Raw genomic sequence first — 15,725 nt, 5'->3', positions numbered from 1 at the left:
TACAACGGAGTACGACATGTCCGATAAACATCTGTCCAGCCAGTTCGACGCCGACCTGAACCTCGTTTCGTCGAAAGTGCTCGAAATGGGCGGCCTCGTCGAATCGCAGATCGTCAACGCGATGCAGGCGCTCAACGAATTCGACCTCGGTATCGCCGAGCAGGTCATCGCCACCGAAGACCGTCTGAACAAGATGGAAGTCGAGATCGACGAGGAGTGCAGCAACATCATCGCGCGCCGTCAGCCGGCCGCGCGCGATCTGCGCCTGCTGATCGCGATCTCAAAGACCATCACGAACCTCGAGCGCGCGGGCGACGAAGCCGAGAAGATCGCGAAGCGCACCAAGCGTCTGATGGAAGACGGCGCCTCGCGCACCATCAACATCGCCGAGATCAAGCTGTCCGGCGAGATGGCCGTGTCGATCCTGCGCCGAGCGCTCGACGCGTTCGCGCGTCTGGACACGGTCGCCGCCGCGCAGATCGTGCGCGACGACAAGGCGATCGATGAGGAATTCCGCGCGTTCGTGCGCAAGCTGATTTCGTATATGACCGAAGATCCGCGTTCGATCTCGGTGGGCCTCGACTTCCTGTTCATCGCCAAGGCGATCGAGCGGATCGGCGACCACGCGAAGAACATCGCCGAATTCATCATCTACATCGTCAAGGGTACCGACGTGCGGCACCAGTCGCGCGACGCGCTCGAACGCGAAGCGCTCAGCTAATCCAGAGATAAGGAACAGAGGTGCCGATGCCCAGCAGCATTCTCGTCATTGAAGATGAGCCCGCCATTTCCGAATTGATTTCGGTCAATCTTCAACACGCCGGACACTGCCCGATTCGTGCGTACAACGCGGAGCAGGCGCACAACCTGATCAGCGACGTGCTGCCCGATCTCGTGCTGCTCGACTGGATGTTGCCGGGCAAATCGGGCATTTCGTTCGCGCGCGATCTGCGCAACAACGAGCGCACGAAGCATATCCCGATCATCATGCTGACCGCGCGCGGCGACGAGCAGGACAAGGTGCTCGGTCTCGAGATCGGCGCCGACGACTACGTGACGAAGCCGTTCTCGCCGAAGGAACTGATGGCGCGCATCAAGGCGGTGCTGCGCCGCCGCGCGCCGCAGCTGACCGAAGACGTGGTCGCGATCAACGGCCTGAAGCTCGATCCGGCCACGCACCGCGTCGCCGCGCATGCGGAAGGCAGCGAGATCAAGCTCGATCTCGGCCCGACCGAATTCCGTCTGCTGCATTTCTTCATGACTCACCCGGAGCGCGTGCACAGCCGCACGCAACTGCTCGACCAGGTGTGGGGCGATCACGTGTTCGTCGAAGAGCGTACCGTCGACGTGCATATTAAGCGTCTGCGTGCGGCACTCAAGCCGGCCGGGTGCGATGCTATGATTGAAACGGTACGCGGCAGCGGCTACCGGCTGGCGAAGAGCGCCTGATAGCCGTCGTCGGCGGCGCACTGCACTGCGTAGCTGTTGCGCCGCCGCACCTCCTTCCTGCGCTGTATTTTCTCTTCGATCGCTAGACCATGAACATCATCTGGGCGCGCTCCATCGTGTCGGTCGTGCTGCTTGCTGTTCTGTGCGCGGTGGTCGGCGCACTGGTGAACGTCAAGGCGGGGCTCGCTCTCGCCATCGTCATGCTGCTCGCACAGAGCGTCTTCAGTACCTTCCATAAGCAGCGTCTGTGGCGTCTGCTCGATGCACCGGTGTACGGCGAAGTGCCGAGCGCCCCCGGCATCTGGGGCGAAATCTACTACCGTCTGCACAAGCTCGCGAAGCGCTGGCACGCCCAGGTGCGCCAGGTCGAGCAGCAGCATTCGCGTTTCATCCAGGCGATCCAGGCGTCGCCGAACGGCGTCGCGATGCTCGACGATCACGATCAGATCGAGTGGTGCAACGCGATTTCCGAAAGCCACTTCGGGCTCGATGCGAAGCGCGATCTGCGCCAGCACATCACGCATCTGGTGCGCCATCCGGATTTCGTGCGCTATCTGAATTCGCATCGGTACGAGGAAATGCTGATCATGCGCGGCATGGGCGACAAGCGCCAGAACGTGCTGTCGGTGCAGGTGTTTCCGTATGGCGACAATCGCAAACTGGTGCTGTCGCAGGACATCACCGAACTCGAGCGCACCGATGCGATGCGGCGTGACTTCGTCGCCAACGTGTCGCACGAACTGAAAACGCCGCTTACCGTGCTGTCCGGTTTTCTCGAGACGATGCGCGAGCTGCCGTTGGGCGAGGCCGAGCGCGCGCGCTATCTCGACCTGATGGAGCAGCAGGCGTCGCGCATGCGTCATATCGTCAGCGATCTGCTGGTGCTCGCGACGCTCGAAGGTGACAACAAGCCGCCGAGCGATCAGATGATCGACATGCAGGCGGTATTGCGGCATCTGCGCGACGACGCGCAGAGCCTGTCCGGCGATCATCACAAGATCGTCTTCGAAGCCGACGAAGCTTTGACCGTCACCGGCGTCGAAACCGAGATTCTCAGTGCGTTCGGCAACCTGGTGACGAACGCGATCCGCTATACGCCCGACGGCGGCTCGATCAAGGTCAACTGGCGTGCGCAGGGTGGCCATGCGGTGTTCTCGGTCATCGATAGCGGCCTCGGCATTCCGGCCGCCGATATTCCGCGGCTCACCGAGCGCTTCTATCGCGTCGATCGCAGCCGTTCGCGCGACACGGGCGGCACCGGGCTCGGTCTTGCCATCGTCAAGCACGTATTGCAACGGCACGATGCGCAACTTGAAGTGAAGAGCGAAGAAGGGCGCGGCAGCACGTTCACGGTGCGCTTTCCGGTGTATCGGACCGCGCGCTGTCAAACCGCGCAGGTTTGAGCACGGCAGTCGTCCGACTGGTCGATCCAACAAAAAAACCGCCTGAAACAGGCGGTTTTTTTATGCGCGCGGATCATCAGGCGCCCACCGTCGCGGCGAGCGCGCGCGACGCGGGCGACTACGAACAGAACTTGCCGAGCAGGCTCATCTGCGCATTGCGCGACGCCTTGCCCGGCCGGCGCCGGCGATAGTGACCATCGCTTTGCATCAACCAGGCCGACTGGTTGTCGCCGAGAAACGCCGATAGCCCTTCCGCGATCACGCGCCGTTTCAGCCGCCGGTTGTTGACCGGGAATGCGACTTCGACGCGCCGGAACAGATTGCGATCCATCCAGTCGGCGCTCGACAGATAGACCTGCTCCTTGCCGCTGTCGTAGAAGTAGTAGATGCGATGATGTTCGAGAAAGCGCCCGACGATCGAGCGCACCGTGATGTTCTCGGAGAGTCCTTGCACGCCCGGCTGCAGCGAGCACACGCCGCGCACGATCAGATCGATCTTCACGCCGGCCTGCGCTGCTTCATACAGCTCGGCGATCACCGTCGGCTCGAGGAGTGCGTTCATCTTCGCGACGATGCGCGCCTTCCTGCCCGCCCGTGCGTGCTCGGCTTCCTTGCGGATCGCTTCGACGAGCTTCGGGTGCAGCGTGAACGGCGACTGCCACAATTCGTGCAGCTTCAGCTCGCCGCCGATGCCGGTCAGCTGCTGGAATACATGGTGCACGTCCTCGCAGATCTTCTGATCGGCGGTCATCAGACCGAAGTCGGTATAGAGGCGCGCGGTGCGCGGGTGATAGTTGCCGGTGCCGAGGTGCGCGTAGCGCTTCAGGGTCGACTTGCCGCCCGCCAATACGCGTCGCACGATCAGCATCATTTTCGCGTGGCACTTGTGGCCGACCACGCCGTAGACCACGTGCGCGCCGACCGCTTCGAGCTGCGAGGCCCAGTTGATGTTGGTTTCTTCGTCGAAGCGCGCGAGCAGCTCGACGACCACCGTGACTTCCTTGCCGTTGCGCGCGGCCTGCATCAGCGCGTCCATCAGCGGCGAGTCGGTGCCGGTGCGATAGATGGTCTGCTTGATCGCGACCACGTTCGGGTCCTTGGCCGCCTGCAGCAGCAGCTCGAGCACCGGCTGGAAGCTCTCGTACGGATGATGCAGCAGCACGTCGCCCTGATCGATCACGTCGAACATGCTCGCGCTGTTGGCGATCTGCGTCGGCGTCGACGGAATATGCGGCACGAACTTCAGATCCGGCCGGTCGACCATCTCGGGCAGCTGCATCAGCCGCACCAGATTGACGGGGCCGTTCACGTAGTAGCAGTCCTTGTTCGACAGACCGCTTTCGTCGAGCAGGCGCCGCACCACGTGCGCGGGCGTGTCCGCCGACACTTCGAGCCGCACCGCATTGCCGAGATGCCGCGCCGGCAGTTCGCCCTGCAACGCGACGCGCAGATTGGTGATTTCGTCTTCGTCGACGAACAGTTCGCTATTGCGGGTGATGCGAAACTGATTGCAGCTGCGCACGAGGAGGTTCGGAAACAGTTCGCCGACGAAGCGTTGCAACAGCGAGCTCAGCAGCACGAAGCCATGCGGATAGCCCGACAGTTCCTGCGGCATGCGCACGAGCCGCGGCAGCGCGCGCGGCGCCTGCACGATGCCCATCATCGCCTGGCGGCCGAATGCATCCTTGCCTTCGAGTTCGACGACGAAGTTCAGGCTCTTGTTCAGCACGCGCGGAAACGGATGGGCAGGATCGAGACCGATCGGCGTCAACACCGGCAGCAGTTCGTCGAAGAAGTAGTTGCGCGCCCATTCGGTCTGCGCGTCGCTCCATGCTTCGGTGCCGTGGAAATAAATACCTTCCTCCTCGAGCGCGGTGAGCACCGTGTCGTGCAGCATCGTGTACTGGCGATGTACCAGCTTCTGCGCACGCTCGACCACGAGGTCGTACACGTGTTGCAGCGACATGCCGTCCGGCGACAATGCGCCGGGGTTGTCGCGCATCTGTTCCTGAAGCCCGGCCATGCGGACTTCGAAGAATTCGTCGAGATTGCTACTGGTGATGCAGATAAAGCGGAGACGTTCGAGCAGGGGGACGGCGGGATCGGCGGCTTGCGCCAACACGCGCTCGTTGAAACCCAGAATGCCCAGCTCGCGATTCAATAAGGGATAGCGGACGGACATCGGTGGCGAGATTGGAATGTCTGAAATGGCGACGGAAAGACGCTCGGAAATTCTCACGATTTGGTGACGTCCTGATGACATCGGCGGTGTTTTAAACATTTTATGCCGCAATCGTCGGCTGTCGTCAATATGACGCGCTACCTATGCGACGATACCGAACTCCCTGCGCCGCGAGGTGACACCGTGAAGGCTGCTACGCTTAGAATGGCGTCTTTGAACAGTGCGGCCGGCCGCGACGCGCACCATGCGTCGAAGGCGCCGGGCAGGCGCGTGGCGCTGCCAGCGTCCGCCGCCACGCCCGCAGCCGCAGCCGCCGCGCTCGCGCGCATGGAGTACGCTTACCCGATGGTCACTATCCCTCATCTCCTCGCCGCCGTGGATCTCGGTTCGAACAGCTTCCGGCTCATCGTGGGCCGGGTCGAGGAAACCGACGCGGGCAGCCAGATCTATCAGGTCGACGCCTTGCGCGAGCCGGTGCGGCTCGCGGCCGGGCTATCGAGCGACAAAATGCTCGATCGCGCCTCGCAGGTGCGTGGCTGGGATGCGCTGAAGCGCTTCGGCGAGCGTCTGCGCGATTTTCACCCCGACCACGTGCGCGCGGTCGCGACCAATACGCTGCGCATAGCTAAGAATGCGGGCGAGTTTCTCGGCGAAGCACAGGCGGCGCTCGGTTTTCCGATCGAAGTGATCGCGGGGCGCGAGGAAGCGCGCCTGATTTATGCAGGCGCCGCGCACTCGGTGCCGGCGAGCGCGGGCAAGCGGCTCGTCGTCGATATCGGCGGCGGTTCGACGGAATTCATCATCGGCTCGCACTACACGCCGATCAAGATGGAGAGCCTGTATATCGGCTGTGTGAGCCATAGCCGTACGTTTTTTCCGGCCGGCAACGTCGACGAATACACGATGCGTCAGGCCGAGCTCGCCGCGCGCCGCGAAATCCAGATTATTTCCGCCGAATACAAGAAGACCGGCTGGGAGCAGGCGATCGGCTCGTCGGGCACCGCCCGCGCGCTCGCCGAGCTGGTCGAGGCGAACAATTTCAACGACGCCGGCGTCACGCACGGCATTTCGCGCGGCGGCCTGGAGCGGCTCAAGCGCGCGCTGATCAAGGCCGAAAACGTCAACCGGCTGAAACTGATCGCGCTGAAGAGCGACCGCGTGCCGGTGCTCGCGGGCGGCCTGTCGATCATGATCGCGGTGTTCGACGAACTGGGCGTCGACTATGTCGACACCACCGACGGCGCGCTGCGTCTCGGCGTCATGTACGACCTGCTCGGCCGTTCGCAGCACGAGGACATGCGTACGGTGACGGTCGGGGGCTTCATGCGCCGCTATGGCGTCGATCGTGCGCAGGCCGGGCGTATCAGCGATCTGTCGACGAGCCTCTATGACCAGTTCATCGAACCGGACGAAGAACGCCGCGCGGAAAACCGCATGTTCATCGGCTGGGCGGCGTCGCTGCACGAAATCGGGCTGTCGATCTCGCATAGCGCTTATCACAAGCATTCGGCGTATATCGCAAGCAACGCCGACATGCCGGGCTTTTCGCGCACCGATCAGGCGCGCCTCGCCGCGCTCGTGCTCGGCCACGCGGGCAAGCTCGGCAAGCTGTCGCAGACGCGCGACGTCGAATGGCCGCTGCTGTTCTGCCTGCGGCTCGCAGCGTTGCTGTGCCGTCGACGCGCGGACGTCGGCCTGCCGGGTATCACGGTTGCTCAGGCGAACGGCGGTTACGAGGTGCGTTTGCCGAACGAGTGGGTCGCCAACAATCCGTTGACGGACTACAGCCTGATTCAGGAAGCAGCGGAGTGGGAGAAAGTCGGGATTCCGTATCGCGTGGTTTATACGGACGATTGACGCGGCGCCGATCGGCGCACGCTTCGATTCGCGGCGTGCGCGTGCACAAAAAAGCCCTGCAAATGCAGGGCTTTTTCGCTTCCCAGGTGATGCGGCTTAGCGCGGCAACGCATCGCCGAGGAAGTGTCGCGCGTAGCGGGCGTTGATATCGGACAGGCGGAACAGCGTCAGGAAGTCCGCGGTATTGAAGTCGGGGTCCCACGCCGGTGCGCCGCAAATCTTCGCGCCGAGTCGCAAGTAGCCCTTCACGAGCGGCGGCGGCGCGACGGCGGCGCCGGTCTGCAGGTCGTCGACCGGCAGCGGCGTATGCGGGAACGCGCGATATTCGGGCGCGGTCAGCGCGTTGTCGCGCAGCGAGCAATACAGGTTCGCCGCATAGTGGCCGCCGTCGGCCATCGCGACGCTCGCGCAGCCGAGCATCGTCTCGTAGCCGTTGTGCTTCATGTACGCGCCGAGCCCTGCCCACAGCGACATGATCACCGAGCCGCTGCGGTAGTCGGGATGCACGCACGAGCGGCCGACCTCGACCATCTTCGCGCGCAGATGCGTGAGACGCGACACGTCGAACTCGCTTTCCGCATACAGACGGCCGATGCGCGCGGCCTGATGCGGCGGCAATGCGCGATACGTGCCGACTACTTTCAACGTGTCGAGATCGCGTACCAGCAAATGATCGCAGTACGAATCGAAGGCATCGACGTCGAGGCCGGCGGGGCCGCTCAAGCGCGCGCCCATTTCGTCGGCGAAGACGCGATAGCGTAGACGCTGCGCTTCACGCAGCTCTTCGTCGGTACGCGCCCACGACACTTGCAGGCGATGCTGCGCGGTAACCGTTTCCTCGGCGCGCGGCAGACGGCGCGGTTCGAAAAGCGAGGCGAAGGGCAGGGTGGGCGTCGGCAGTTCTCGCATTGGCTGTCCTAGTCGAAAAAGAGGGAGGATTTCTTTTTTCGCCAATGTAGTAACGCGCGGTGACGCTCGCATGGCAAAGCTGTGACGATTGGATGACTGCCCGTAAGCCCTCGCGTGTGTGCCTGTCAAGTCGGACGCGTCGCGCGACGCGTGCGCTCAGATCAGATCGGGACTGATGGCGGCGCGCAACACTGCCTCCTCTTCGCCGTGGCGCTCGCGGCTCTCGATCCACCAGATGCCCGCTTTTTTCAGCGGCCAGCTCGCGCGGCTGTCGCCGAGCAGCTGCGCGGCGACGTGGCCGAGCGTCGGTTGATGGCCGACGATCACCACGGTCTGCGCGATGCCGCCGGGCCAGCCGGCCGCTTCGAGGACATCGTTCGCGCTCGCGTTCGGCGCGAGTTCGCGCACGACGCGATACTGGTCGCTCAACGTCTCGGCGGTCTGGATCGTGCGCACGGCGGGGCTCGCGAGGACGACCGCGTCCTCGGGTAGGCGGGCGCGCAGCCATTTCGCGGCGTTTTGCGCCTGCTTGCGGCCGCGCGTGGTGAGCGCGCGCGAGAGATCGCTCGCGGCGACATCTTCTGCTTCGGCATGACGCCAGAGGATCAGGTCCATGGGAGTCTCCTTTTGAGCGGCTTGGGATGGCGTTGCGGCGGGTCTGCGCGGCTTGGCAACGAGGTGCGTGCGCAAGCACTGTCGCATGCACGGGTGATGGTTTGCAAGGCGAGTGCCTGATGGATCGGCTGTCGGTGACCCGCACGAACAGGACGCCCGGCAAAGCGCCGCCGCCGACGCGAAGCGCGAGGCGGTACCTGAACGAAGGTTCTAAAAGGCACTTTCCAAGACCGAAATGAGCCTGAGCGAACTCGCTCTGTTTCGTCCAACTTGATGATCATCCGGTTATGATCCGTCACCCTCAGGCATTCGCTGTTAAGCGGCGCACGATTCAGATCGTATCGGGTTCGATATCGGGCGGAAACGCGTCCTTCGACACTCCGTTCAGGCTCATGTGCCGGTGGACAACGCTTTTTCTGTCTCATCGAAAGCTGAAGAGATTTTGGGCGGTCGCCCATGTACGGACTGCCTGTCGCACGGTAATTATCTGAATGCTGCCAACCCCGGCAGCGACTTCAGATAGACCAACGACACACCTATGTCCCTGTCCGTATTTGAGATGCACTCCGTGGAGCTGTTCTGCCAGCGGCCACCGGGTGCCTGTTATGTCATCTGCGACGAATGGCGCTATAAGGCGTGCCTCGGCAAGGCCGCAGACCTTCCGAAGGCCAGGGCGGAGACCCGGGAATTTCTTGAGATTGCCGAACTAAATCACAGGAAGTGGGAGCAGGACCGGAAGCTTGTCAGGAATCTCCTTGACAGTCACTGGCTGTTTTTTCATAACGTGCGGGACCGTAACCCCGACACCGATGGCTGGTGGGTCATCCTTGCTCTTTTCGAAGAGGTTCGCCGGGGTAACCTGCTTGCCATTAAAGGTCCGCGCAATGGCCTGTTTCCGTCAGCCCACAGCAGTACGCCGTTAAGGGATCCCATAGCGAGGACCGGCAGTCACCCGGACGGCGAACCCATTCTGTCCGTCCAGTATGATCCGGCCACCTGGCAAGCCCGGCTGAACGCTGCGCGCGCAGCCAGAGCGGGCAATAGAGTCGCATCAACGCTGCTTGGCGATGCGCGGCCGTTCGACTATCAGCCAGAGGCCCTCAGCGACGATACAGAAGAACTCGCGGCGAGCACGAACAATCCGAACTACGCGGCGAAAATGCTGGGATATGACCGCGACACGTTTGGCGACATGATTCATGCGATGAAATATGATCTCAAGCTGCGAGGCGATGACAATGTCATTTGGCACGATAGTGGGGACGTTGAATTTAGAAAAAACATCATCGGCAATATGCACGACTATGCAAACTGATCTTCATACGATGAACGTACATCAACTCGCACATGCATCATTTTCGATAGCCGGGGATGATTTGGATCCCGATGTTTGGACCAGATATTTCGGCGTTTCGCCGGACACGGCGATAGTCAAGGGGAAGCGGTTTTTGACTCCGTCGGGGCGATTGAGTAGCGTGCCGGGGCGTACTGGCGTATGGGGGGTGAGAAGCAAAGCCGCCGTTCATAGCGACTCGCTGGAACCGCACCTCCGCTACCTTATTGATCGCCTGAATTTGCCGCGAGATGACCTGCGCCAGCTACTCGCAGACAAGGGCGCACAGATGCGTTTCTTCTGTTATTGGGACAACGGGAGGGGCGACCGCGTGCCTGATGTGCCCGACGATATTCGCACCATGATGGAAGCCATGGGCGGCACCGTTGAGATTGATGAATATCGATAGAGCCTCGCTAGCAGATTTTAGGCGAGGGATCGCGAGAAGGCCGATTCGCGTTGGTCGAATTTGCCTACACAGCGCCTGGACGGACCCAGAAAGCAAAAAGCCCAGCCGGTTAAGGCTGGGCTAAGTGCTTGATTCCAATGGTCGGAGCGAAAGGATTCGAACCTTCGACCCTCTGATCCCAAATCAGATGCGCTACCAGGCTGCGCTACGCTCCGACGAATCCGAGAGTATAGGGGGTACGGACAGGAGCGTCAATGCCTTGGCTTGCGCTGGCTCGGCGGTGAGCTATATACGCCCCATCAACAGCAGAATGATCACGACGATCAGCACGACGCCGACGAGCCCAGTCGGTCGATAGCCCCAGCCACTGCTATACGGCCAGCTTGGCAATGCGCCGATCAACAGCAGGATGAGCACGATTAGCAGGATGGTTCCGACGGTCATGGCGTTCTCCTTTTCGAAGGGCAGCGAAATCGCTGGCCGCATCGTCACGCTGGTTTGGCGCATGCGCGCCGCGACAATCGACGCGCGTATCGCGCGCCTGTTGTTGGATCGGAACCCGCAAGGCATGTGCCAATCACCGATGAAGATCGATCCGGCGAGGGCCTTGGACGAAGGTGAAAAAAGGAGGGAGCGGCGCGCGTAGCGTCACCGTTCGATGTAGGTATGTCCAAGGAACTGACAAGGGATTGCGCACGTGCAGCGGACGACGACGCGCGCGGCGCATGCGTGCGCCGCAACGCCGGTCATCGCATCACCGAGCGGACGCGCAAATGAGGCACTGCGATATGCCAGTGCCCCGGTTAGGGCGACTCCATCCGGGTTCGAAGATCGCCCGCGTCAATGCCGCGGACGCCTCCAATGCGGCATATGCAGATGCTGATGCGTCCAGTGGTGCAGCATGCCCTCGCCGTCGTGTTCTCGCCGGTAGGCCCGCGATTCGAAAATCGACAACGCCACCAGCACGATCAGGCCTATGGCGAGCCCGACCAGGCCCGCGATCGATTCACCGTCCATGGCAGTCTCCCGGTAGGTTCAGCCATGAACCCATAGTAGCGCAGGTCTGGCGAAATCTCACGAAATGGAACGACCGCGGCAGGAGCCGGCGTGATGGCGTCGCGGAACGCGCTTTACGGGTAGACTCTCGGCGCGACGGCGGACGTCCGCCATCCTATTTGTCCCGGAGAAGATTGCAAAATGACCCGCGTTCTGACTGTTGCCTTGCTGTTGTGCGCCGGCGTCGCCGGCTGTGCGGACAATTCGTCCGCGCATCGCGGCAGCCCGCCACATGATCCCGCCGACTACCACGGCGTGCCCACCGACGATCGGCCGCCCGCGATGGTGCCCGCGCCCGTCGCACAGTGAGCGGTCGTCGAAGTGAAAACGATCGGGAAAGGGCGGGGTGGGAAAAGCGAAGCGCCGGCGCGGGCACGCCGGCACTTCTGACCCGTGCCGACTGTTCGCGCGCAGAGCACGGGCTGAAAACATTCTAGGACGCGCTCGTTATGCGATATGTATGCGCTTGTTTCAAGCCGCAACGGTCCGTCGTCCGCTGAACAGCCAACGAAGAGCGGCGCACCGCGCTACTACGCCGCCGCGATCCCTCGCGACACGCCCGGCAAGTAACGCGCGAGCGTCGCGCCGCGCGTGGCCATGAAGATCAGCAACGCGATCCACAGCCCATGATTGCCGTGCCACGCGAGCAATGCCCATGATGCCGCCACGAACACCACGAGCGACACCACCATCGCCATCATCAGTTCGCGCGTGCGCGTCGCGCCGATGAACACGCCGTCGAGCAGGAAGCCCCACACCGAAATGACCGGCGACAGCGCCGCCCACGGCAGATAGGTTTCGGCCGCGGCGCGCACGGCGGCCTGATCGGTGAGCCGCTCGATGATCCATGCGCCCGCGCCCCAGTACACGAACGAAAAGCCGATCGCGCCGAGCGCCGACCATAGCGCGGTGACCTTGACCGCCTGCGCGAACGCGTGACGATCGCGCGCGCCGATCGCCGCGCCTACCAGCGCCTCGGCCGCATGCGCGAAACCGTCGAGCCCGTACGCCATGAAGGTCTGGAAATTGAGCAGCAATGCGTTCGCGGCGAGCGTCGCGTCGCCTTGCCGCGCGCCGAGATGCGCAAACCAGCCGAACGACGACAGCAAGCACAGCGTGCGCACGAAAATGTCGCGATTCAGCACGACGAGCCGCTTCAGCGCGGCGGCGTCGAACAAGGCGGCGCGATTCAGCGCGGGTAGGCCGCGCGGCCTGCCGTGCCATAGCAGCGCGAGGCCGAGCACGAAGCCGAGCGCGTCGGCAGTCGCGGTAGCCGCGCCGATGCCAGCCACGCCCCAATGAAACGCGTACACGTACAGCAGCACCGCGACGATGTTCACGCTGTTGATGAACACCTGCGACAGCAACGCGAGCCGCACCCGCTGCGTGCCGAGCAGCCAGCCCAGCACCACGTAGTTGCCGAGCGCGAGCGGCGCGGCCCAGATCCGCGCGTGGCAATAAACCTGCGCGTGCCGCTGCACGGCGTCGCTGCCGCCGATCGCTCGCAGCGCGTAGTCGATCAGCGGTTGCTGCACGAGCAGCACCAGCGCGCCGATCGCAGCCGCCATCAGCAGCGCGCGCACGACGCTGTTGCGCAGCTCGTCGCCGTGGCCCGCGCCGTGCGCCTGCGCGACGAGGCCGGTGGTGCCCATGCGCAGGAAGCCGAAGCCCCAGAACACGAAGTTGAAGAAGAGGCCGCCGAGCGCGACGCCGCCGAGATACGAGGCGCTGTCCAGATGACCAGCGACGGCGGTATCGACCGCGCCGAGGATTGGCTGCGTCAGATTCGCGAGGACGATCGGGAACGCGAGCGCGAGCACCCGGCGATGCCAGCGCACCGGCAGCGCAGGCGCGCTGGCCGAGTGCGCGGCGGTTTCGGAAGGCGCGGCGGGGGGCATGCCGGCGTCGGGGCTCCCGGCGTCGGGCGTCCCGGCATCGGACGTCCTCGCGTCGCTCAAGAGCGCTCCTGCACGCACACCCACGGCGACACCACGACCGCCCACAGCTCGGGGTCGCGCGCGGCGAAATCGGCGGCCGTCTCCGACTGCACGCGCTCGACGAGGCCGGAAGACAACCATTGGGCGACCTGAGTGGTGTCGTCGTTGGCGATCGCTTCGGCGACGCTCACGAGATCAAGGTCGCGCGCGACGTGCAGCAGGATGCCGCGCGCAAAGAAACGTTCGAGTTCGCTCCAGCCGATCTTGGCGGTTTCGCCGAGCAGCTTCGCGTACAGGGGGCTTTGGGGGGCGTCGTTGGAAGTCATCGTAGGCGGGGTCGGACGGGGCCGTCACTATAAACTATTGGCGCAGACCGTCGCGCCTCGTGGCGGGCTTCCGCAACGCGCCGAGCGGTCTTTTAATGCATCGCCGGACTGAGTCGGATTCTGAACCTGGATGCCGGCGGATTCAACGTCGACGGCGCACGAGCCTTGCCGCCAATCAGCGTCCGATTAATCGTCCGAATATTCAAACTTGAAACGCGAGCTTGAATGCGTTTTCACGATTGTCGGTGGAATTGTTGATGTTAAATCTTTCGCTATTCGCGAATTTGTTGTGAGGAAACATCGAAGATTATTCGAAAGTGTTGGCGCGACTAATCGATGCGTTACGTTCGTTTCCGCACCAAGTTTATATTCGCAAGTGAAAACGGTTTTTTGGAGAACGAGTTAGTGTTATTCGGACAGATGTCTTTCCTCTGCTGTTTTCCAGGGCTTTTCTTCGATCGGCCAGGAACATTGATTGGTGCGAGCCTCGGGGAATCCAGTCTGAATGACCTGGCGGGTTGCGTATCCCGGCTGCGGCGCATTTAGCCGGTCTCATTCCGTCATTTCCGATTCACGGATTGCGTAATCCGTACGCCGTGTAACATTGACCGCAAAATTATTGGATTGCGCTTGTAAATGCAGATTGTTAGATTTCGTTCTGGCGCATGGTGAACCGGTCCTTTGCCGATATGCGCCGAACCCCCGTTAGCCCGGCTTCGTGCCGGGCTTTTTTTTGAACGGATTTACGCGGGTGTTTAACCACTGCGGCGATCTTCACCGCGAATTCACACACATGGCCGCTGATGGCCGATTATTTTTTCGGCGGGAAGCTCATGACCGGGGTGATCATCTTTGTCGGCGCATGGATGATCGCGCTCACGTTGCTGCTGCGTTTCGCCGCTCGCATCGATCCGTGCTCGGGACGCCGGCGACGCCGCTAAGCGGTGACGCTATCCCGCTGGGCGGCCGCCCACCGCATGGTGTGCCTCCTTTACTGCTTGCAGCGAATGACCATCGAACGGTTTTTCACATTCGCGCCGAAAATCCCGCCGATCGTGCCGCCGGACGTCGCGCCGTTGTCGACGTCTTTCGACACCACGTCGTATCCGTAGTTGCCGCAGGTTTCGCCCGCACGCTTGTAGCACTCGGCCCAGCTCGTGCTTGCGTCGCTGCCGCTGCAGTTGATCGCGAAACCCGTGTCGCCGCTCGGCAGATAGGTCATCGTGGTCGTGGTCGAGCAGCCGCCGAGGCCGCCGAGCGTCAGGAGGCCGAGACTGATCGTTGCGGCCGTCGCGACGCGCGCCAATGGGCTTTTCATTTCAGATTCCTTGCAAATAACGGAAGGGCGTGGCGCGCAGCCACGCCGCTTCGAATTGAGCGTTTATAGCACGGTGGGGTTCCCGCGCCCGCCGCCGCCTAGCGCGGCGGCAGTTCCTTCGACGGATCGATCGAGCGGCCCTGGTAGCGCAGCTCGAAATGCAGCATCACGCGATCGGTATCGGTGTCACCCATTTCGGCGATTTTCTGGCCGCGCTTGACCGATTCGCCTTCCTTCACGAACAGCGCGCGGTTATGCGCGTAAGCGGTCAGATAGTCGGCGTTGTGCTTGAGGATCAAAAGATTGCCGTAGCCGCGCAGACCGTTGCCCGCATAGACCACGGTGCCGGGTGCCGCCGCGACGATCGGTGTGCCGGCCGCCGCGGAAATATCGATCCCCTTCGAGTTGCCGCCGTCGAAACGGCGGAATACGGTGCCGTCGGCCGGCCAGACCAGCGAAATCGGCGCGGGCGCGGTGGCCGGCGCAGTGTCCGCCGGCGCGGGACGCGGCGCGGCCGACGCGCTCGCGCTGCCGCTGCTGCCACCACCACCGCCGCCGCTACGGATTGCGCCGCTCGTCGACGCCGTTCCGCTCGGTGGCGCGACACGCAGCACCTGGCCGACCTCGATGTTGTCCGGGTTGGTCAGGTTGTTCCAGCGCGCGATGTTCTGCACCGACTGCCGGTTGCCGCGCGCGATTTTGGACAGCGTATCGCCCCGTTCGACCCGGTAGTAGCCTGGCGCCACTGGCGCCGACCCGCACGCGGCGAGCAGCGCGAACAACGCCGCGCAACCGAGTCGTTTGATTCTTGTCGTTTCCAGCATTGGACCTCGCAAAGCGCTGCCGCGCGCCGATCCCGATCACGCGGCACAGACAGACAAAGCGTTCGATTCTAACGGTTTTGTGTTGCGCCCCCCGCGAGGGGGGCGAG

General features: G+C 63.0%; 18 protein-coding genes and 1 tRNA gene. 9 read left to right on the top strand and 10 right to left on the bottom strand.

All coding sequences use genetic code 11. The annotated features are described in order from the left end of the window. The first annotated feature begins 16 nt into the window (after positions 1-16). The 3 genes from phoU (at position 17) to phoR (ending at position 2,852) form a co-directional block, all read left to right on the top strand. Positions 17-721 (top strand): phosphate signaling complex protein PhoU, encoded by a 705-nt coding sequence (phoU, locus tag AB4Y34_RS13105; protein WP_176380382.1) that lies wholly within the window; start codon positions 17-19, stop codon positions 719-721. Between the two features lie 26 nt (positions 722-747). Further along, complete coding sequence (gene phoB / locus AB4Y34_RS13100) at positions 748-1,449, top strand: phosphate regulon transcriptional regulator PhoB (protein WP_008922879.1); 702 nt, start codon at positions 748-750, stop codon at positions 1,447-1,449. A gap of 89 nt (positions 1,450-1,538) precedes the next feature. Continuing rightward, positions 1,539-2,852 (top strand): phosphate regulon sensor histidine kinase PhoR, encoded by a 1,314-nt coding sequence (gene phoR, locus AB4Y34_RS13095; protein WP_176380383.1) that lies wholly within the window; start codon positions 1,539-1,541, stop codon positions 2,850-2,852. Between the two features lie 118 nt (positions 2,853-2,970). On the opposite strand, the gene ppk1 is transcribed toward phoR, so the two are convergent. Then, on the bottom strand, positions 2,971-5,034 hold the full coding sequence (ppk1, locus tag AB4Y34_RS13090; RefSeq protein WP_176380431.1) for a polyphosphate kinase 1: 2,064 nt from the start codon (positions 5,032-5,034) through the stop codon (positions 2,971-2,973). 204 nt (positions 5,035-5,238) lie between these two features. On the opposite strand from ppk1, the gene ppx reads away from it, so the two are divergent. Continuing rightward, positions 5,239-6,891, top strand: a complete 1,653-nt coding sequence (gene ppx / locus AB4Y34_RS13085) for an exopolyphosphatase (protein WP_176380384.1) — start codon at positions 5,239-5,241, stop codon at positions 6,889-6,891. A gap of 96 nt (positions 6,892-6,987) precedes the next feature. On the opposite strand, the gene AB4Y34_RS13080 is transcribed toward ppx, so the two are convergent. Both AB4Y34_RS13080 and AB4Y34_RS13075 read right to left on the bottom strand, forming a co-directional pair. Next, positions 6,988-7,800: a GNAT family N-acetyltransferase gene (locus tag AB4Y34_RS13080; RefSeq protein WP_013089997.1), complete on the bottom strand. Its 813-nt coding sequence runs from the start codon at positions 7,798-7,800 to the stop codon at positions 6,988-6,990. 156 nt (positions 7,801-7,956) lie between these two features. Next, complete coding sequence (locus AB4Y34_RS13075; protein ID WP_176124133.1) at positions 7,957-8,415, bottom strand: histidine phosphatase family protein; 459 nt, start codon at positions 8,413-8,415, stop codon at positions 7,957-7,959. Positions 8,416-8,953: 538 nt separating this feature from the next. Between AB4Y34_RS13075 and AB4Y34_RS13070 the strand changes: the two genes are divergently transcribed. Both AB4Y34_RS13070 and AB4Y34_RS13065 read left to right on the top strand, forming a co-directional pair. After that, positions 8,954-9,730, top strand: coding sequence for a hypothetical protein (locus AB4Y34_RS13070; protein WP_368716261.1), 777 nt, complete (start codon positions 8,954-8,956; stop codon positions 9,728-9,730). 10 nt (positions 9,731-9,740) lie between these two features. Further along, positions 9,741-10,157 carry a DUF4279 domain-containing protein gene (locus AB4Y34_RS13065; protein ID WP_368716260.1) on the top strand — a complete coding sequence of 139 codons (417 nt, stop codon included), beginning with the start codon at positions 9,741-9,743 and terminating at the stop codon, positions 10,155-10,157. A gap of 138 nt (positions 10,158-10,295) precedes the next feature. On the opposite strand, the gene AB4Y34_RS13060 is transcribed toward AB4Y34_RS13065, so the two are convergent. Together AB4Y34_RS13060 and AB4Y34_RS13055 are read right to left on the bottom strand one after the other, a co-directional pair. Next, positions 10,296-10,372: transfer RNA gene (locus tag AB4Y34_RS13060), tRNA-Pro, on the bottom strand. 70 nt (positions 10,373-10,442) lie between these two features. Then, positions 10,443-10,601, bottom strand: a complete 159-nt coding sequence (locus AB4Y34_RS13055) for a DUF3309 family protein (RefSeq protein WP_176105549.1) — start codon at positions 10,599-10,601, stop codon at positions 10,443-10,445. Between AB4Y34_RS13055 and AB4Y34_RS13050 the strand changes: the two genes are divergently transcribed. After that, positions 10,600-10,803 carry a hypothetical protein gene (locus AB4Y34_RS13050; protein WP_368716259.1) on the top strand — a complete coding sequence of 68 codons (204 nt, stop codon included), beginning with the start codon at positions 10,600-10,602 and terminating at the stop codon, positions 10,801-10,803. The genes AB4Y34_RS13055 and AB4Y34_RS13050 overlap by 2 nt on opposite strands. A 194-nt stretch (positions 10,804-10,997) precedes the next feature. On the opposite strand, the gene AB4Y34_RS13045 is transcribed toward AB4Y34_RS13050, so the two are convergent. Beyond that, positions 10,998-11,174 (bottom strand): hypothetical protein, encoded by a 177-nt coding sequence (locus AB4Y34_RS13045; RefSeq protein WP_176105550.1) that lies wholly within the window; start codon positions 11,172-11,174, stop codon positions 10,998-11,000. A 180-nt stretch (positions 11,175-11,354) separates the two neighbouring features. Here AB4Y34_RS13045 and AB4Y34_RS13040 point away from each other — a divergent pair, with 180 nt between their 5' ends. Next, the gene (locus AB4Y34_RS13040; RefSeq protein ID WP_176380387.1) at positions 11,355-11,522 is read left to right on the top strand and encodes a hypothetical protein; all 168 of its coding nucleotides are present in this window, start codon (positions 11,355-11,357) and stop codon (positions 11,520-11,522) included. Positions 11,523-11,743: 221 nt separating this feature from the next. Here the strand turns inward: AB4Y34_RS13040 and AB4Y34_RS13035 are convergent, their stop codons facing one another. Further along, entirely contained in the window at positions 11,744-13,111 is a 1,368-nt protein-coding gene (locus AB4Y34_RS13035; protein ID WP_176380432.1) for an MATE family efflux transporter, read from the bottom strand. A 56-nt stretch (positions 13,112-13,167) separates the two neighbouring features. Beyond that, complete coding sequence (locus tag AB4Y34_RS13030) at positions 13,168-13,476, bottom strand: DUF2288 domain-containing protein (RefSeq protein ID WP_013089991.1); 309 nt, start codon at positions 13,474-13,476, stop codon at positions 13,168-13,170. A gap of 803 nt (positions 13,477-14,279) precedes the next feature. On the opposite strand from AB4Y34_RS13030, the gene AB4Y34_RS13025 reads away from it, so the two are divergent. After that, positions 14,280-14,417, top strand: coding sequence for a hypothetical protein (locus AB4Y34_RS13025; protein ID WP_368716258.1), 138 nt, complete (start codon positions 14,280-14,282; stop codon positions 14,415-14,417). Positions 14,418-14,467: 50 nt separating this feature from the next. On the opposite strand, the gene AB4Y34_RS13020 is transcribed toward AB4Y34_RS13025, so the two are convergent. Next, positions 14,468-14,794 (bottom strand): hypothetical protein, encoded by a 327-nt coding sequence (locus tag AB4Y34_RS13020; protein WP_018433468.1) that lies wholly within the window; start codon positions 14,792-14,794, stop codon positions 14,468-14,470. Between the two features lie 98 nt (positions 14,795-14,892). After that, positions 14,893-15,618 carry a peptidoglycan DD-metalloendopeptidase family protein gene (locus AB4Y34_RS13015; RefSeq protein WP_368716257.1) on the bottom strand — a complete coding sequence of 242 codons (726 nt, stop codon included), beginning with the start codon at positions 15,616-15,618 and terminating at the stop codon, positions 14,893-14,895. Between the last annotated feature and the right edge of the window lie 107 nt (positions 15,619-15,725).

The organism is Paraburkholderia sp. BR10954, from assembly GCF_040965775.1.
GTDB classification, from domain to species: Bacteria; Pseudomonadota; Gammaproteobacteria; order Burkholderiales; family Burkholderiaceae; genus Paraburkholderia; species Paraburkholderia youngii.
This window is presented reverse-complemented; position numbering and strand designations above follow the sequence as displayed.